This window comes from Pantoea sp. Sc1 (assembly GCF_000255315.1).
In the GTDB taxonomy this organism is placed as follows: domain Bacteria; phylum Pseudomonadota; class Gammaproteobacteria; order Enterobacterales; family Enterobacteriaceae; genus Pantoea; species Pantoea anthophila.
Window position 1 is genome coordinate 373,555 of the sequence record NZ_AJFP01000002.1, and the last position, 16,434, is coordinate 389,988.

General features: G+C 59.3%; 17 protein-coding genes. 14 read left to right on the top strand and 3 right to left on the bottom strand.

The features are described from left to right. Nucleotides 1-156 precede the first annotated feature (156 nt). The 5 genes from fucO to glsB all read left to right on the top strand — a co-directional run bounded on the left by fucO (nucleotide 157) and on the right by glsB (nucleotide 4,445). On the top strand, nucleotides 157-1,305 hold the full coding sequence (gene fucO / locus S7A_RS19530) for a lactaldehyde reductase (protein WP_009093070.1): 1,149 nt from the start codon (nucleotides 157-159) through the stop codon (nucleotides 1,303-1,305). 304 nt (nucleotides 1,306-1,609) lie between these two features. Beyond that, nucleotides 1,610-1,783: a GhoT/OrtT family toxin gene (locus S7A_RS19535; RefSeq protein ID WP_009093071.1), complete on the top strand. Its 174-nt coding sequence runs from the start codon at nucleotides 1,610-1,612 to the stop codon at nucleotides 1,781-1,783. A 103-nt stretch (nucleotides 1,784-1,886) separates the two neighbouring features. Continuing rightward, nucleotides 1,887-2,057 carry a hypothetical protein gene (locus S7A_RS21535; protein ID WP_009093072.1) on the top strand — a complete coding sequence of 57 codons (171 nt, stop codon included), beginning with the start codon at nucleotides 1,887-1,889 and terminating at the stop codon, nucleotides 2,055-2,057. Between the two features lie 170 nt (nucleotides 2,058-2,227). Further along, on the top strand, nucleotides 2,228-3,427 hold the full coding sequence (locus S7A_RS19540; RefSeq protein WP_009093073.1) for an MFS transporter: 1,200 nt from the start codon (nucleotides 2,228-2,230) through the stop codon (nucleotides 3,425-3,427). A 52-nt stretch (nucleotides 3,428-3,479) separates the two neighbouring features. Then, the gene (glsB, locus tag S7A_RS19545; protein ID WP_050544670.1) at nucleotides 3,480-4,445 is read left to right on the top strand and encodes a glutaminase B; all 966 of its coding nucleotides are present in this window, start codon (nucleotides 3,480-3,482) and stop codon (nucleotides 4,443-4,445) included. A 272-nt stretch (nucleotides 4,446-4,717) separates the two neighbouring features. On the opposite strand, the gene S7A_RS19550 is transcribed toward glsB, so the two are convergent. After that, the gene (locus tag S7A_RS19550) at nucleotides 4,718-5,656 is read right to left on the bottom strand and encodes a D-2-hydroxyacid dehydrogenase (RefSeq protein ID WP_033736781.1); all 939 of its coding nucleotides are present in this window, start codon (nucleotides 5,654-5,656) and stop codon (nucleotides 4,718-4,720) included. Between the two features lie 221 nt (nucleotides 5,657-5,877). Between S7A_RS19550 and S7A_RS19555 the strand changes: the two genes are divergently transcribed. From S7A_RS19555 to S7A_RS19565, 3 genes are all read left to right on the top strand, one after another. Beyond that, nucleotides 5,878-6,270, top strand: a complete 393-nt coding sequence (locus S7A_RS19555) for a DUF2946 domain-containing protein (RefSeq protein ID WP_033736836.1) — start codon at nucleotides 5,878-5,880, stop codon at nucleotides 6,268-6,270. Between the two features lie 69 nt (nucleotides 6,271-6,339). Then, nucleotides 6,340-8,070 carry a DUF2534 family protein gene (locus S7A_RS19560; RefSeq protein ID WP_009093077.1) on the top strand — a complete coding sequence of 577 codons (1,731 nt, stop codon included), beginning with the start codon at nucleotides 6,340-6,342 and terminating at the stop codon, nucleotides 8,068-8,070. Between the two features lie 126 nt (nucleotides 8,071-8,196). Next, nucleotides 8,197-8,874 (top strand): pirin family protein, encoded by a 678-nt coding sequence (locus S7A_RS19565; protein WP_009093078.1) that lies wholly within the window; start codon nucleotides 8,197-8,199, stop codon nucleotides 8,872-8,874. A gap of 94 nt (nucleotides 8,875-8,968) precedes the next feature. On the opposite strand, the gene S7A_RS19570 is transcribed toward S7A_RS19565, so the two are convergent. After that, nucleotides 8,969-9,196: a hypothetical protein gene (locus S7A_RS19570; RefSeq protein ID WP_009093079.1), complete on the bottom strand. Its 228-nt coding sequence runs from the start codon at nucleotides 9,194-9,196 to the stop codon at nucleotides 8,969-8,971. Nucleotides 9,197-9,367: 171 nt separating this feature from the next. Here S7A_RS19570 and S7A_RS19575 point away from each other — a divergent pair, with 171 nt between their 5' ends. The 6 genes from S7A_RS19575 (at nucleotide 9,368) to crtB (ending at nucleotide 15,877) form a co-directional block, all read left to right on the top strand. After that, nucleotides 9,368-9,898, top strand: coding sequence for a YtfJ family protein (locus S7A_RS19575; protein ID WP_009093080.1), 531 nt, complete (start codon nucleotides 9,368-9,370; stop codon nucleotides 9,896-9,898). A 220-nt stretch (nucleotides 9,899-10,118) separates the two neighbouring features. Continuing rightward, nucleotides 10,119-11,027, top strand: coding sequence for a polyprenyl synthetase family protein (locus S7A_RS19580; protein ID WP_009093081.1), 909 nt, complete (start codon nucleotides 10,119-10,121; stop codon nucleotides 11,025-11,027). 9 nt (nucleotides 11,028-11,036) lie between these two features. Beyond that, complete coding sequence (locus S7A_RS19585) at nucleotides 11,037-12,329, top strand: glycosyltransferase (RefSeq protein WP_009093082.1); 1,293 nt, start codon at nucleotides 11,037-11,039, stop codon at nucleotides 12,327-12,329. After that, nucleotides 12,316-13,476 carry a lycopene beta-cyclase CrtY gene (gene crtY, locus S7A_RS19590; protein ID WP_009093084.1) on the top strand — a complete coding sequence of 387 codons (1,161 nt, stop codon included), beginning with the start codon at nucleotides 12,316-12,318 and terminating at the stop codon, nucleotides 13,474-13,476. Before S7A_RS19585 ends, crtY begins: the two co-directional genes overlap by 14 nt. Next, nucleotides 13,473-14,951 carry a phytoene desaturase gene (locus tag S7A_RS19595; protein ID WP_009093085.1) on the top strand — a complete coding sequence of 493 codons (1,479 nt, stop codon included), beginning with the start codon at nucleotides 13,473-13,475 and terminating at the stop codon, nucleotides 14,949-14,951. Before crtY ends, S7A_RS19595 begins: the two co-directional genes overlap by 4 nt. Further along, complete coding sequence (gene crtB / locus S7A_RS19600; protein ID WP_009093086.1) at nucleotides 14,948-15,877, top strand: 15-cis-phytoene synthase CrtB; 930 nt, start codon at nucleotides 14,948-14,950, stop codon at nucleotides 15,875-15,877. Before S7A_RS19595 ends, crtB begins: the two co-directional genes overlap by 4 nt. Here crtB and S7A_RS19605 read toward each other — a convergent pair. Then, on the bottom strand, nucleotides 15,816-16,343 hold the full coding sequence (locus S7A_RS19605; RefSeq protein WP_009093087.1) for a sterol desaturase family protein: 528 nt from the start codon (nucleotides 16,341-16,343) through the stop codon (nucleotides 15,816-15,818). The two genes, crtB and S7A_RS19605, sit on opposite strands and share 62 nt — an antisense overlap. Nucleotides 16,344-16,434: the final 91 nt, after the last annotated feature.

Consider the following 16,434-nt stretch of genomic DNA (forward strand, 5'->3'; position numbering starts at 1 on the left):
AGCGCCCGGCGCGGCATCTGGCAAAGGCATCGCGCCATTACGGACTAATTTATTGATTTCTATCAAATATTTTTATCCGAAACTGAGAGGTTCTGCGCAGAACCCTGATAGGGAATGGTGGAAGTTAGAGCGCATTCACAAACAGAGGATGTTTTTATGACTCAACGTATGATTCTGAATGAAACGGCCTGGTTTGGTGCCGGCGCGTTACGCCATCTGCCGGAAGAGGTAGAGCGTCGTGGAATGCGCAAAGCCCTGATTGTTACTGACCGTGCACTGGTGGCAGCCGGTGCGCTGAAGCGGGTGACCGATCGGCTGGCCAGCCACCAGCTTGCCTGGGCGGTGTACGATGAGGTGGTGCCCAATCCCACCATTCGGGTGGTGCAGCAGGGCGTGGCGGCCTTCAGGGCATCGGGCGCAGATTATCTGATAGCGATCGGGGGCGGTTCACCTCAGGATACCAGCAAGGCGATCGGTATGATTATCAACAATCCCGAATTTGAAGATGTGCGCAGCCTGGAGGGCGTGGCCCCCACCCGCCATCCCTGCGTTCCGATTATCGCTATCCCGACCACCGCAGGCACCGCCGCTGAAGTCACCATCAACTACGTTATTACCGATGAAGAGAAACGCCGTAAGTTTGTCTGTGTCGATCCGCATGCCATTCCGAAAGTCGCGATTGTTGATGCGGAAATGATGGCGAGCATGCCCGCCTCACTGAAAGCCGCAACCGGCATTGATGCGCTGACCCACGCGATTGAGGGCTATATCACGCGTGGTGCCTGGACGCTGACCGATATGCTGCATCTCAAAGCCATTGAGATTATCAGCCAGTCACTGCGCAAGTCGGTGGCGGGGGATCCCGACGCAGTGGAGCAGATGGCACTGGGACAGTATGTCGCCGGGATGGGTTTCTCCAGTGTCGGACTCGGGCTGGTTCATGGCATGGCCCATCCGCTGGGCGCCTTTTATGATGTGCCACACGGCATTGCTAACGCCATTCTGCTGCCGCAGGTGATGGCGTGGAATGCCGCCTGGACCGGCGAAAAGTATCGCGACATTGCGCGCGCAATGGGCGTGAAGCAGGTCGACACCCTCTCGCTGGAGCAGGCGCGGGAGGCCGCGGTTGATGCCGTTCGTCAGCTCTGTCGGGATGTGGGCATCCCGCGTTCCTTGCGTGAAGTGGGTTTACAGCAGGCCGATATCCCGGCCCTGGCGCAGGCCGCGCTGGATGATGTCTGTACCGGTGGCAACCCACGCACGCCCGATCTTGAGGCGGTGATGGCGCTCTACCGTCAGAGTTAACGCGCGCCAGCTTATCCGCCGCTGACGTCAGGCCCGCTCACGCCAGCGGGCTTTTTTATCGCGCTGGATCTGTCGCGATTCGCCAGGGCGGATAAAGCCAGTCAGCGCGGTGACGGCCGGGGTTTTCTCGATTTTCTGATGCCCGTTTCAGCCTGAAATCGCCCGCGAGTTTTCTGCAGGTTCCGGTGCATGCGCCACCTGACCGGATAATTTCTTTAGATGCTAAACCCTGAGTCACTTGATCTGGATCACAAAAATCCGCATCATGCGCAGCGAAAACCTTTACGATGCTGCGGAGATATTGATGACACTGTACCAGGGTATGCTGATTTTTTATGCCGTTGTTGCACTGTTCGCTACGCTGATCACCTTCTTCATCGCCAAAGATAAGCTCAGCATTAAACTGCTCAGCGCCTTTCTGGTGGGTGCCACCTGGCCGATGAGTTTTCCCGTCGCGCTGATGTTCGCGCTGTTTTAATTGACATTTTCGCCTTACCGACCACACTCAGATTAGACGTCACTGACCCGCTCTGCGCCGATCGCTGATGTCGGCTTGCTCATCACTTATATAAGGAGCGGATATGCGCGTAATCGGTGTGGCGATTCTGATTTCCCTTCTCAGTGCCTGCAGCGGACCCTGGGGCGCCGAAAAACCGGTCCCGGCGGCAGAAACCCGTCAGCAGACCTGCCAGCCTGGCACCAATCCCAGCCAGAATGACTGCGGTCACTTTCCCGAACCGGAATTTCACTGACACACCCGCACACTGTGTTACGGGATCGCATTTGCGCTATTTCATCGCATAACAAGGCTTTACACGCCGATGGCCGGTCAGTAAAGTAGCGCCCAGACATCATTTCTGATGCGTAAGCGTTAACGTCAACCAACGCCCCCGCAGCGCTGCTGCCTGTGATGATCCCTGCCATGAAGCCTCTGCAACCAAGTGTTAAACCTCATGCTGCGCTCTCCGGCGCCTCATTTTTTTTATTTGTGCTGCTGCTGACCGCAGCCAACCTTCGCGCACCGGTGACTGTGGTCGGCCCGGTTCTGCAGGATATTCGTCAGACCTTTGGACTGAGCGCCGGTGAAGCGGGTCTGTTCAACTTTATTCCCCTGATGCTCTTTGCCCTGCTTGCGCCACCAGCCGCCTGGCTCGGCAATCGCATCGGACTCGAACGCAGCCTGTGGGGCGCACTCTGCTTAATGACCGCGGGTTCCCTGTTGCGCTGGCTGCCTGTGGAGGCGGCGTTATGGGGCGGGACCCTGCTGCTCAGCGCCGGGATTGCTGCCGCCAACGTCCTGCTGCCCCCGCTGATCAAACGCGATTTCACCGCCCATACCGCCCGCTATATCGGGCTTTACGCCGCCACCATGTCGATTACTGCCAGCCTGGCCTCCGGGATTGCCGTTCCGCTGAGCCAGCTTTCCTCCGCAGGCTGGCGACTGTCGCTGGTGGTCTGGGCGATCCCAGGGCTGATTGCGCTGCTGGCCTGGCTGCCACTGCTACGCCAGCGTCCGTTAAAGCAGGCATCCGGCGAGACGACAGTCCTCCATCGCCATCCGTGGCGCTCGGCAGGCGGCTGGCAGATTGCCCTGTTTATGGCGCTGCAGTCGCTGGCGTTTTATACCCTGATCGACTGGTTTACGCTGTTCGCCCAGGACCAGGGTTTCAGTCAGGCCACGGCGGGCTGGCTGTTGTTCTGGTATCAGGCCATCGCGATTGTCGCCAATCTTGGCTGCATGATGGCGCTGAAGCGGGTGAAGGATGCCCGCCTCACCGCCTTCATCGCCTCGTCGGCTATCTTTCTCGGCATGCTGGGGCTACTGCTTAACCCGCTGTGGGCGGCGATCTGGCTGACCCTGGCCGGTCTGGGCGCAGGCGCCTCACTGGTGCTCTGCCTCTCCCTCTTTAATCTGCGGGCCAGCAATCATCGTCAGGCTTCACAGCTCTCCGGTATGGCCCAGTGCGTCGGCTATGCGCTGGCCGCGCTCGGTCCTTTGTTGTTTGGCGTGCTCCATGAGCAGAGCGGAAACTGGACGATCCCCTTCAGCGTACTGGTGCTGCTGAGCCTGTTTCAGATGCTGCTGGCCCCCCTGGCCGCACAGTCAAAACCTATCAGCTGAACGTGCGGTCATGCCGCCATCGGCCCTTAACAATATGATCTGCCGGTCGCCGATGCACAGCATCAGCGTCCGGCGGGAAGCGACAGGAGAAGCGAGTGTGTCTGAACTGAATAATGCGCTGTTGCAGGCGATCCTGGATGAGGTGCGTCCGCTGGTTCATCAGGGAAAAGTGGCGGACTATATCCCCGCGCTGGCCGATGTGGCCGCAGACCGGCTGGCTATCGCTGTCTGCCTGCCTGACGGCACCCTCTTTCAGGCGGGCGATGCCCAAACGCGCTTTTCGATTCAGTCGATCTCTAAAGCGCTGTCGCTGACCGTGGCGCTGACCCGCTATGACGATAGCGAAATCTGGCAGCGGGTCGGAAAAGAGCCGTCGGGTCAGCCTTTTAATTCGCTGGTGCAGCTCGAACTGGAACAGGGTAAACCGCGTAATCCCTTTATTAATGCGGGAGCCCTGGTGATCTGCGACCTGCTGGAAACCCGGCTGACCGCGCCGCGTCAGCGTATGCTGGAGATTGTCCGGCAGCTGAGTCAGCAGCCGGACATCAACTATGACCGCCACGTTGCCCGTTCCGAGTTTGAACACTCGGCCCGCAACGCGGCGATTGCCTGGCTGATGAAGTCGTTCGGGAATTTCGATAACGACGTGACCAGCGTGATGCAGACCTATTTTCACTACTGCTCACTGTCAATGAGCTGCGTTGAACTGGCACGCACATTTATCTATCTGGCGAATCAGGGCCGGACGCTGGATGGCAGCCAGATGATTACCGCGCGTCAGGCGCGCCAGATTAACGCGCTGATGATCACCAGCGGGATGTACGATGGCGCAGGCGAATTTGCCTGGCGGGTCGGTATGCCGGCAAAGTCAGGGGTAGGTGGCGGGATCATTGCCATTATTCCCGGTGAGATGAGCATCGCCGTCTGGTCACCCGGACTCGATGGCGCGGGTAATTCCCTGGCGGGCACGGCGGTGCTGGAGTTACTGACGGAAAAGCTGGGCCGCTCTATTTTCTGACCCTGGGTCCCGACGAAGTAGAGTAGTCGTCTGTGCAAGGCGGTATGATGATGAACAGGCACGACGACTCCGGACGCCGGGGAGTGGGATCATAGCCTGCATAACAGACTGAGAGATTCTCTCAGTCTGTTTGACGGATATCCGCCAGCTCCGCTTCGCTCAGCCCGGTCATTTGCAGAATGGTATGGCGGTCCATACCGCTTTTCAGTGCAGAAAGCGTCTTGCGCCGCCCCATGCCGAAACTGCCGAAGATGCCCCCACTCAGACCAGGTTCAGCTCACTACGTTAATCGGCTCGCCCTGAAGAGAAGCGGCGATATTTTTCATCACGCCCTTCACCAGATTCTCTGCGCCGCTGCGGCTTGCCCAGGCAATGTGCGGTGTCAGCAGCAGACCCGGCAGATCCGCCAGCAGCGGATTATCGGCAGCAGGCGGTTCGCTACTCAGCACATCCAGCGCCGCTCCGCCGATAACGCCCTGCGCCAGGGCAGCCGCCAGATCGGCTTCATTGATTAATCCGCCACGCGCGGTGTTGATCAGCAGCGCCTGCGGTTTCATCTTAGCCAGCGCCTCACGATCAATCATCTGTCGGGTCTGATCGCTTAACGGACAGTGCAGTGAAATCACATCGCTGGTGGCCAGCATCTGCTCAAAGCTGACATAGCCGTCACGTACTGTCTGACTCCCTTTGCGCTCGGCGAACTGGACCTGCATCCCCAGCGCCTGCGCCAGCCTTCCTACCGCCTGACCGATTTCGCCCCGGCCCGCGATACCCAGCATGGCCCCGCCGATATCCTGAATCGGCCGAAGATGCAGACAGAAGTGTTGCGCCTGCGGCCAGTCCCGGCGGGTGGTGCTGGCATAGTCAAATAACTGCCGGCGCAGCGCGAAAAGGGCTGCAATTACCGCCTCGGAGACGCTCTGCGTGGAGTAGCCGGGCACATTGCTGACGGTGATCCCGCGTTCGCGACAGGCGTCGAGATCGATACAGTCATAGCCGGTTGCGGCAACACAGACAAAGCGCAGATCCGGCAGTTGCCTGAGTGTGGCGGCGCGTAACGGAACTTTATTGGTGATCGCGATAGTCGCCCCCTGCAGGGCAGACACGATCTCATTAACCGGCGTGTGTGTGCGGATCTCCCACTCACCCTGGAGCTGTTCGATCGGCAGTGAGAGCGGCAGCGTATCGCCATCCAGCATAACTATTTTCATTATCTGTCCTTAATTGCTCAGAGTGTCATCCACAGGCTCAGCCGTGATGTTACCTGTATGTGTTCAGCGGGTAACAACTAAGTTAAATGAAGCTGAAATTAAAGTGAATATGTTCAAAGAGTGCGAATTTCTTTGCTTCAGCAGCCACTTTATTTAACCCTTTTATTCCCTTCGCGTTACACTGCCGCCCGGAAATTTGTCCCATTGTGCCTGTGTAAATGATGCCGAAATGCTTATTCAGACAACGACTCACAGCCGGTATTGCGATACTGGCCGTGCTGCTGTTGTTTGTTGCACCGATGGTCTCTAAAAACCTTGCGGCAGATCATGCCAGGATGCAGCACGTCAGCATGAGCGCAGAGATGCCGATGATGCATCATCACGGCGAGATGTCCATGATGGACCCTGTGATGATGTCCGATGCAGGCTTTGCCTGCGGATACTGTGATTTACTGGTGCATGTGCCCCTGATGCTCTGGAACTTTGTCCCGTTCATCTGGTGGATGTGCCTCATCAGTCGCGCCCCGCCGCCCCGTGCGGTCACGCCGCTCCGGCGGCGGCGAACGTTGCGCCTTCATCGCCCCCGGGCACCGCCCTGTTACGCATCACACTGACGCCATAACATTTCGATTGCGTGACAACGTCACCCGATCGCCCCTGTCTTTTGAAAAGTGTGGAATGCTATGTCCTCTTATCAGGAAACATCCCCTGCACCACGCGGCACGCTGTTTAATCTGCTACGCCGCCTGCATTTTTATATTGGTCTGTTTATTGCGCCGTTCATTTTTATCGCGGCCCTCACCGGAACGCTCTACGTTCTGACTCCGCAGCTGGAACAGGCGATCTATCACGATGCCCTGACGACCCGTGCGCAGGGCGAGCCGCAGCCGCTCTCCGCGCAGATTGCCGCTGCACGGGCCTGGGCAGGCCAGTCAGTGCACATCTACGCCGTACGTCCCGCGCCGGGTCCCGGGGATACGACGCGGGTGCAGTTCACTGCCGCTGATGCGGGTCCCTCTGAGTCACGCTCGGTGTTTATCGATCCCTATACCCTGCAGGTCAGGGGAGATATGACCGTATATGGCACCAGCGGCGTGCTGCCGCTGCGCATGTGGCTGGATCAGTTGCATCGTGGCTTGTTACTGGGCGATTTCGGCCGTAACTACAGTGAACTGGCCGCGTCCTGGCTCTGGGTCGCCGCGCTGGGCGGGCTCATCCTGTGGGCCGGTACCCGCCCTCCCCGTACCCGAAAGAACGTCCGCAGCGGGTTTGCCGCCGTGCGTCACTGGCACGTCACGCTGGGACTGATGCTGGCCCTGGGCCTGATCTTCTTTTCGGTGACCGGGCTGACCTGGTCGCAGTGGGCGGGCAGCAACATTGAAAAGATGCGCAGCGACCTGAACTGGAAAACGCCGCAGGTGAAAACCGCGCTGAACGGTGACGCCCCGGCTGAATCTGCCGATCCCCACGCAGAGCATCGCGGCGCAGTGGAAGGGATGACCATGTCGGGCATGACGATGCCCGCTAAGACTCCCGCGCGGGTCATTCCTAATCAGCCGGATGCCCGCTGGGATCAGGCCCTGTCTGCCGCCCGTCAGGCAGGACTGAAGGCGGCAAAACTCGAACTGCGCCAGCCTAAAAACGCCGGACAGGCATGGACGGTTTCGGAGATTGACCGCAGCTGGCCAAGTCAGGTGGATGCCGTTTCACTCAATCCGGCCGACTTTACCGTGGTCGACAAAGTGGCGTTCGCCAGCTTCCCGCTGGTGGCAAAACTGACCCGCTGGGGCGTCGATGCGCACATGGGTGTGCTGTTCGGCCTGCCTAATCAGCTGATTCTGGCCCTCTTTGGCTTCGGACTCTGCACGATGATTGTGCTGGGCTACCGCATGTGGTGGATTCGTCGTCCGGCGGTGCCGCAGCTTAACCCTTCACAGACGCTGTTAACCACCTGGCTGGCGCTGCCACGCTATGCGCAGGGCACCAGCCTGATTGTGATGCTGGCGCTCGGTTATGCCCTGCCGGTCATGGGCATCAGCCTGCTGCTGTTTTTGCTGCTGGATATTCAGCGCTGGCGCAGCGCCCGGCGTCGCAGCCAGGCCCGCACCGAGATTGCACCCGACAAGCAGTCGCCGCTGGCGATCGTGCAGTCCCGCTTCGCCGTGAAGCGCAAAGAGATGCGCTATTTTCTGCGCAGCGTGACGGTTCTGGCGCTGATTGTGATTTCGGTGATGGCGAATGCGATGATAGGCGGCGTGATTGATCAGTATCAGATCCCCTTCAGCCACTGGTCGCTGACGATGTATATCACGCAGGCGATGATGATTCTGCTCTACTCCACGGTCTTTACCGGACTGCTGTCGATTCCACTCTGGTATTTCTTCCTGGGTGAAAGCGATGAGCAGGGCAAATAGGCTGTCGCCTCCGCTGGCAGTCTCTCCTTCAACATAACTGACGAAGCCGGGCAAATTTCCCGGCTTTTCATTCTCTCACTAAAGGCTATGATCGTTGTCACTGACCCTTCTGTTTAAAGGCAAATCATGAACATCCTGCGTGCTAATCCTGAACAGCTGTTTGAGTACGGCCCCTTTACCGTCCGCCGTCAGCGACCTGGCGAGGCGCTAAGCCCGCTGGTCAGCGTTGATCTGATGTCGCTGAAACTGGATGCCCGGATCCCGATGCAGCAGCACTGGAATGAAGAGGTTTTTACCTATCTGTGGCGGGGATCGATGCAGCATCAGGACAGTAACGGCGAGCGGACCCAGCTCTCGGCTAAGCGGGTGATGGTGGTTAATGCGGGTGACGGCGTTCAGTACGAAGAGTCGGTGCCTCTGTTTGAAGCGGAACTGTTACAGGCGGTTATCCGTCCCGCCCAGCCCGGGGGTGAAGCAATGACCCAGGTGCTGGAGCGCGATCAGGGCATTATGATTAATGGCTGGACCGAACTGGCCGGGCCGGAGGAGTCAGACGCCCCGCTGGAACTGCGTCAGGCAGCCTATATCTATGACACCCTGCTGGAGCGCAACCACACGCTGGACGTGCCCGCTCTGCCGGGCTTTGTGGCTTATCTCGTCGTGCTGGAAGGCAGCATTCGTATCGGCGAGGCGCGACTGGGTCGGGGTGATGCGGTCAGCGGGCTGGCGGCCGGGAGTGAAATCACGGGTGATCGGGATGCCAATCTGGTCTGCTTCCTGATCAAGCCCGATAACGCTGCATAAAAAACGCGCTGCCTTTCCCGGTGAGGTCGCGGGCAGCGCCACGCTTCAATTAAAAGCGCCGCGCGGGACGATTCCCGTGCGGCGATCATCGTCCTTACTCCCGGTTACGGGGCTGCTTCGCCTGAACCCGTTTATAAACGTGGTCAAACTGACGCACATCGTCGAGTAACCAGTGGCGCTGCGTCAGCGGCGCATCATCCAGTGCCTGCGGCAGCGGCACCCCATCCAGTGAACCCCGACAGCAAAAGGCGCGCGCCAGGGTCGGCGTGGCAATACCAATGTAACGGGCAAATTCGGGCAACGTCATCAGTGCAGCACTCATCTTCCACCTCCGGCAATTAACTTTACTCTGCATTCTCAGGCTAAATCTTTACTGCTTTTATTGATCTGAAACATGGATGTGGTACTAATCTTCTGCCTGCTGATGAGAAAGCTCGCCTCGCCCACCGCAAACCGAGAAAGAAGTGAGGAACCTGTGCGCCATTATGGATTGATGATAGCCCTGCTGTTTTCCGGCGTTGCGTCCGCCCACACCCTGACACCCGGCCAGCCGGTTCCGCCGGTCTTTGTGGCCGATAAAGGCGAAATGGTGCTGAATCAGGGCGATATCGGCTACCAGCGCTGGAACAGTCAGGCGCTGACCGGCAAAGTGCGGCTGGTGATCCATGTCGCGGGCCGTCTTTCAGCCAAAGAGCAGAGTGCTGCCCTGATTGAGGCCGTTCAGCAGGCCAGTCTGCCGCGCGATCGCTTTCAGACCACCACCATCGTGAATACCGACGACGCCCTGCCCGGCAGCGCCATTTTTGTGGTGCGCAGCATCGCCTCCAGCAAAAAAGCCGCTCCCTGGCAGCAATTCATCATCGACAGTAGCGGCGTGACGGCGCATAGCTGGCATCTTCAGCCAGAAAGCGCAGCCGTCGTGGTCGTTGATCAGCAAGGTATTGTGCGCTTCGCTAAAGATGGCGCATTATCTGCTGACAACGTCGCTAGCGTGATGAAACAGCTACGGGCATTGCTGGGCTGATAACCGCTGAGTTTACACCCGGCTGACGCCGCAAATCGCGGAATGCTCCTGAATTTCCCGACATTTTTTATTACCGTAAGCTACGCTTAGTTGTAATGGATTTACCCGCCGTTCTTTGAAAACCTGCCCACTATGCCGGGGCAGCCGGGGACGATGATTGAAGATGGCATCGAATCATTTCGACCTGCTGTGACTTCCTCTGTAGATAAGGACAGCCCTGATGACGGTCTGCGCAGAAAAACACGTCAATGTCATACACAGCGATGCAGCGATTCTGTTGAACGATATTGAGCAACGGCTCGATCAGCTTTTACCGGTCGACAGTGAACGTGACCTGGTCGGCGCGGCAATGCGCGACGGCGCGCTGGCGCCGGGAAAACGTATTCGTCCGCTGCTGCTGCTGCTGACCGCGCGCGATCTGGGGTGCAATGCCAGCGCAGCCGGTCTGCTTGACCTCGCCTGCGCGGTTGAGATGGTGCACGCCGCTTCGCTGATCCTGGACGATATGCCCTGCATGGATGATGCGCAGCTGCGGCGCGGACGCCCTACCATCCACTGTCAGTATGGTGAACATGTCGCCATCCTCGCTGCCGTGGCCCTGCTGAGTAAGGCCTTTGGTCTGGTCGCCGTGGCAGAGGGCTTAACTGCCAGCGCCAGAACGGACGCGGTTGCAGAGCTGTCTCAGGCGGTTGGGATGCAGGGGCTGGTGCAGGGGCAGTTCAAGGATCTCTCGGAGGGAGATAAACCCCGCAGCGCCGACGCTATTCTGATGACCAATCACTTCAAAACCAGCACTCTGTTCTGCGCCTCCATGCAGATGGCCTCTATCGTCGCGGAAGCCCCCAAAGAAGCCCGCGAACAGCTGCACCGCTTTTCGCTGAATCTCGGTCAGGCGTTTCAGCTGCTGGACGATCTCACTGACGGTATGAGTGACACCGGTAAAGATGCCCATCAGGATGAGGGAAAATCGACGCTGGTGAATCTTCTCGGCGCAAAAGCGGTGGAATCGCAACTGCGCGACCATCTGCGCTGCGCCGGAGAGCACCTGTTGTCCGCCTGCCGCGACGGTTACGCCACCCATCATTTTGTTCAGGCCTGGTTTGAGAAAAAACTCGCTGCCGTCAGTTAAGGATGCTGCATGAGCCACTTTGCGGTTATTGCACCGCCCTTCTATAGCCATGTGCAGGCGCTTCAGCATCTCAGCCAGGCCCTGATAGCACGCGGACACCGTATCACCTTTATTCAGCAGACGGACGTCAGCGCACTGCTCACCGACCGCCGCATCGGCTTTTTTCCGCTGGGCTTAACCTCGCATCCTGCCGGAAGTCTGGCGCATACCCTGCAGCTGGCTGCACACCCCCTTGGCCCGTCGATGCTGAAACTGATCAGTGAGATGGCGCGCAGCAGCGATATGCTCTGTCGCGAACTGCCGGTGGTGCTGAATACGCTGGCAGTGGATGGCGTGATTGTCGATCAGATGGAGCCGGCCGGCGCGCTGGCCGCTGAAGCACTCGATCTGCCTTATGTTTCGGTGGCCTGTGCCCTGCCGCTTAACCGTGAAGCGGATTTCCCGCTGGCAGTGATGCCGTTTGATTATGGCACCAGCGACCAGGCGCGCGAACGTTATCGTGCCAGTGAAAAAATCTACGACTGGCTGATGCGCCGCCACGACAGGGTAATCGCACGTAACGCCCATGCAATGGGGCTGTCACCGCGGGAAAAGCTGCACCACTGTTTTTCTCCGCTGGCACAAATCAGCCAGCTGATCCCGGCGCTGGATTTTCCCCGTCAGGCGCTGCCCGACCATTTTCATGCTGTTGGTCCGCTGCGCGCCCCGGACGCGCCCCAGGCCGCACAGCCGCGCTATTTTCCGCATGGCAACAGGCCGCGCATTTTTGCTTCCCTCGGCACCCTGCAGGGACACCGTTACGGCCTGTTTAAAACGATCGTCCGCGCCTGTCAGGAGATCGACGCGCAGTTACTGCTGGCCCACTGTGGCCGCCTGTCGCCGTTTCAGGCGGAGAAACTGGCGCAGGCCAGTCATGTTCAGGTTGTCGATTTTGCTGACCAGGCCGCCGCGCTGGCCCAGGCCGACCTGGCCATTACCCACGGCGGCATGAACACGGTGCTGGATGCGATTAACCATCTGACGCCACTACTGACAATCCCGCTGGCCTTTGACCAGCCGGGCGTGGCCGCCAGGGTGGTCTGGCACGGTATCGGCCGCCGCGCCTCACGCTTTACCACCAGTCACGCCATGGCCCGCCAGCTTCAGACCTTACTGACGGATACGCACTATGCTCAGCAGATGAAGCCCCTGCGCGCCGCGCTTCGTCAGGCGGGTGGCGCCTCGCTGGCAGCGGATATCGTCGAGCAGGCGATGCTGACCCGCCAGCCTGTGCTGAACGGGAGTGCCTATGCCACGGTATGATCTGATCCTGGTGGGCGCGGGGCTGGCCAACGGGCTGATTGCGCTGCGCCTCCGCCAGCAGCGGCCGTCGCTGCGCATACTGCTGATTGACGCGGAGAGTCAGCCTGGCGCCCATCACACCTGGTCTTTTCATGCAGACGACCTGACTGAAGCGCAGCACCGCTGGATCGCCCCGCTGGTGGTGCATCACTGGCCCGGTTATGAGGTGCGCTTTCCGCAACGTCAGCGCCATCTGAACAGTGGCTATTTTTGTGTCACAGCAGAGCGCTTCGCTCAGGTCATGCGCGATCACTTTGCCGCTGACCTGCTGCTGAATACGCGTGTCGCAACGCTCGATTCACACTCGGTCACGCTGGACGATGGCCGGGTAGTGGAAGCGGATGCCGTGATTGATGGCCGGGGCTACCAGCCCGATGGCGCGCTGCGCATGGGCTTTCAGTCGTTTGTCGGACAGGAGTGGCAGCTGAGTGCTCCACACGGGCTGACCGCGCCGATCATTATGGATGCCACGGTTGACCAGCAGGCAGGCTATCGCTTTGTCTACAGCCTGCCCTTTTCGGCCGATACGCTGCTGATTGAAGACACCCATTATATCGACCGCGCCACGCTGGACGGTGAACGCGCCCGCCAGAATATTCGTGACTACGCGGCGCAGCAGGGCTGGCAGCTGGCCCGTTTGCTGCGCGAAGAACAGGGTGCCCTGCCCATCACGCTGACAGGCGACGTTGACGCATTCTGGCAAAAGCGTGACCTGCCATGCAGCGGCTTACGCGCCGGGCTGTTTCATCCCACCACCGGCTACTCACTGCCGCTGGCAGTGGCGCTGGCTGATCGGCTGGCGGAGATGCCCGCAATGACATCGGCCTCACTCAACGCCACTATCAGACAGGTGGCCTCCCAGGCCTGGCAGCAGCAGCGCTTCTTTCGCATGCTGAACCGGATGCTGTTTCTGGCGGGGCCAGCCGGGCAGCGCTGGCAGGTGATGCAACGTTTTTATGGCCTTCCCGAAGGTCTGATCGCCCGTTTTTATGCGGGAAAACTTACTTTGCCTGATCGGCTGCGTATTTTAAGCGGCAAGCCCCCGGTCCCCGTACTGGCGGCGTTACAGGCTATCATGACTCCTCACCGTCAACAGGCGATGCAATGAACAGAACGACAGTAATTGGCGCAGGCTTTGGTGGTCTGGCGCTGGCGATTCGCCTTCAGGCGTCAGGCATTCCCACCCGACTGCTGGAGAAGCGCGATAAGCCAGGCGGCCGGGCGTATGTTTATCAGGATCAGGGATACACCTTTGATGCCGGCCCGACGGTGATCACCGATCCCAGCGCGATTGAAGAGTTATTTACGCTGGCGGGCAAAAAGCTCGCTGACTATGTTGAGCTGCTGCCGGTCAGGCCCTTTTATCGTCTCTACTGGGAGTCAGGGAGGGTGTTCAGTTATGACAACGATCAGCCCGAACTGGAAGCGCAGATCGCCGCCTTTAATCCGCGTGATGTCGAAGGCTATCGCCGTTTTCTGGCTTACTCCCGCGCCGTGTTCGCCGAAGGCTATCTGAAACTGGGCACCGTGCCGTTTCTCTCGTTCCGCGACATGCTGCGTGCCGCGCCGCAGCTGGCAAAACTGCAGGCCTGGCGCAGTGTCTACAGCAAGGTGGCAAGCTACATTGATGATGAACACCTGCGTCAGGCGTTCTCCTTTCACTCGCTGCTGGTGGGCGGCAATCCCTTTGCCACCTCCTCTATCTACACGCTGATCCATGCGCTGGAACGTGAATGGGGGGTCTGGTTCCCGCGCGGCGGCACGGGCGCGCTGGTGCAGGGCATGGTGAAACTGTTCGAGGATCTGGGTGGCGAAGTGGAACTGAATGCCAGCGTGGCCCGGCTGGAAACGCAGGAAAACCGGATTACGGCCGTCCATCTCGAAGATGGTCGGGTACTCCCGACCCGCGCCGTCGCCTCCAACGCAGACGTGGTACACACCTATCATGATCTGCTGCGTCAGCATTCCCCTTCTGTGGCTCAGGGAAAGACACTGCAGAACAAGCGCATGAGCAACTCCCTGTTTGTGCTCTATTTTGGCCTGAATCATCATCATGACCAGCTGGCTCACCACACCGTCTGCTTCGGCCCGCGCTATCGTGAACTGATCGATGAGATCTTCAATCGTGATGGCCTGGCCGAGGACTTCTCGCTCTACCTGCATGCCCCCTGCGTCACCGATCCCTCACTGGCTCCGGAAGGCTGCGGCAGCTACTACGTGCTGGCCCCGGTACCGCATCTCGGCACGGCTGATATCGACTGGGCGGTTGAAGGTCCGCGCCTGCGCGACCGTATTTTTGACTATCTGGAACAGCACTACATGCCGGGCCTGCGCAGTCAGCTGGTGACGCACCGCATCTTTACGCCGTTCGATTTCCGCGATGAGCTGAACGCCTATCAGGGCTCCGCCTTCTCGGTTGAACCCATCCTGACCCAGAGCGCCTGGTTCCGGCCACATAACCGCGATAAACACCTCAGTAATCTCTACCTGGTCGGCGCAGGCACGCATCCTGGCGCAGGCATTCCTGGCGTGGTGGGCTCGGCGAAAGCCACGGCAGGATTGATGCTGGAGGATCTGGCTTGAACAGTCCGTCACTGCTCGATCATGCTGTAGAAACCATGGAAGTGGGTTCAAAAAGTTTTGCCACGGCATCGAAACTGTTCGATGCCAAAACCCGACGCAGTGTGCTGATGCTCTACGCCTGGTGCCGTCACTGTGATGATGTGATTGACGATCAGGTGCTGGGTTTCAGCAACGATACGCCGTCGCGGCTCTCCGCCGAACAGCGTCTGGCGCAGCTGGAGACAAAAACCCGCCAGGCTTATGCCGGGTTGCAGATGCATGAGCCTGCCTTTGCGGCCTTTCAGGAGGTGGCGATGGCGCACGATATTCTGCCTGACTACGCCTTTGCTCATCTGGCCGGTTTTGCGATGGATGTGCGTGAGACGCGCTATCAGACCCTGGACGACACGCTGCGCTACTGTTATCACGTGGCGGGGGTGGTCGGTCTGATGATGGCGCAGATCATGGGGGTGCGCGACAGGGCCACGCTGGATCGCGCCTGCGATCTCGGTCTGGCGTTTCAGCTGACCAACATTGCCCGCGACATCGTCGAAGATGCGACCGCAGACCGCTGTTATCTGCCTGAAGCGTGGCTGGCTGAAGAGGGGCTTACACGGGAAACTCTGGCCGCGCCACAACATCGTCAGGCGCTGAGCCGCGTCGCACGTCGCCTGGTTGAAACGGCGGAGCCCTACTATCATTCGGCCACAGCAGGTCTGCCAGGCCTGCCGCTGCGATCGGCATGGGCAATCGCAACCGCGAAGCAGGTCTATCGTAAAATCGGCATGAAGGTGATTCAGGCAGGGCCAGCGGCGTGGGATCAGCGCCTGTCCACCAGCACACCCGAGAAACTGGTCATGCTGATGGCGGCGTCAGGTCAGGCGGTTACTTCCCGGATGGCGCGTCCTGCTCCACGCCCCGCTCACCTCTGGCAGCGCCCCGTTTAACGCCGTGACGTTCACGCAGCGTCGCCTGCAGTTTTGACAGCGGTGGCGCATAGAGGAAGCCAAACGAGACACACCCCTCTTTTCCGCGCACCGCGTGATGCATCCGGTGCGCCATATAGAGCCGACGTAAATAACCCCGACGCGGAACATAGCGGAAGGGCCAGCGCTGGTGAACCAGGCCGTCATGAACAATAAAGTAGAGCAGGCCATAAAGCGTCATTCCGGCGCCGATCCACTGCAACGGCCAGACGCCCGTGCTGCCCAGCCAGATCAGTAAAATCGACAGGCCCGCGAACACCACAGCATAAAGATCGTTAACCTCGAACCAGCCCTTGTGCGGCTCATGATGCGACAGATGCCAGCCCCAGCCCCAGCCATGCATAATATATTTGTGCGCCAGCGCAGCCGTAATCTCCATGCCGATCACGGTGACCAGAACAATCAGGGCATTCCAAATCCACAACATAGCTTCTCCCGAACATGCATCCTGCAAAGTGGCGCAGAGGTTCAATTTTAACAGAGAATGGCAGAAACAGCGGGTTGGGTTTGGCGGGTTT

Excerpts from the sequence above, each read along its gene's own strand:
- fucO (WP_009093070.1), top strand. The coding sequence starts at position 157 with ATGACTCAACGTATGATTCTGAATGAAACGGCCTGGTTTGGTGCCGGC.
- S7A_RS19535 (WP_009093071.1), top strand. The coding sequence starts at position 1,610 with ATGACACTGTACCAGGGTATGCTGATTTTTTATGCCGTTGTTGCACTG.
- S7A_RS21535 (WP_009093072.1), top strand. The coding sequence starts at position 1,887 with ATGCGCGTAATCGGTGTGGCGATTCTGATTTCCCTTCTCAGTGCCTGC.
- S7A_RS19540 (WP_009093073.1), top strand. The coding sequence starts at position 2,228 with ATGAAGCCTCTGCAACCAAGTGTTAAACCTCATGCTGCGCTCTCCGGC.
- glsB (WP_050544670.1), top strand. The coding sequence starts at position 3,480 with ATGCACAGCATCAGCGTCCGGCGGGAAGCGACAGGAGAAGCGAGTGTG.
- S7A_RS19550 (WP_033736781.1), bottom strand. The coding sequence starts at position 5,656 with ATGAAAATAGTTATGCTGGATGGCGATACGCTGCCGCTCTCACTGCCG.
- S7A_RS19555 (WP_033736836.1), top strand. The coding sequence starts at position 5,878 with ATGCCGAAATGCTTATTCAGACAACGACTCACAGCCGGTATTGCGATA.
- S7A_RS19560 (WP_009093077.1), top strand. The coding sequence starts at position 6,340 with ATGTCCTCTTATCAGGAAACATCCCCTGCACCACGCGGCACGCTGTTT.
- S7A_RS19565 (WP_009093078.1), top strand. The coding sequence starts at position 8,197 with ATGAACATCCTGCGTGCTAATCCTGAACAGCTGTTTGAGTACGGCCCC.
- S7A_RS19570 (WP_009093079.1), bottom strand. The coding sequence starts at position 9,196 with ATGAGTGCTGCACTGATGACGTTGCCCGAATTTGCCCGTTACATTGGT.
- S7A_RS19575 (WP_009093080.1), top strand. The coding sequence starts at position 9,368 with ATGATAGCCCTGCTGTTTTCCGGCGTTGCGTCCGCCCACACCCTGACA.
- S7A_RS19580 (WP_009093081.1), top strand. The coding sequence starts at position 10,119 with ATGACGGTCTGCGCAGAAAAACACGTCAATGTCATACACAGCGATGCA.
- S7A_RS19585 (WP_009093082.1), top strand. The coding sequence starts at position 11,037 with ATGAGCCACTTTGCGGTTATTGCACCGCCCTTCTATAGCCATGTGCAG.
- crtY (WP_009093084.1), top strand. The coding sequence starts at position 12,316 with ATGCCACGGTATGATCTGATCCTGGTGGGCGCGGGGCTGGCCAACGGG.
- S7A_RS19595 (WP_009093085.1), top strand. The coding sequence starts at position 13,473 with ATGAACAGAACGACAGTAATTGGCGCAGGCTTTGGTGGTCTGGCGCTG.
- S7A_RS19605 (WP_009093087.1), bottom strand. The coding sequence starts at position 16,343 with ATGTTGTGGATTTGGAATGCCCTGATTGTTCTGGTCACCGTGATCGGC.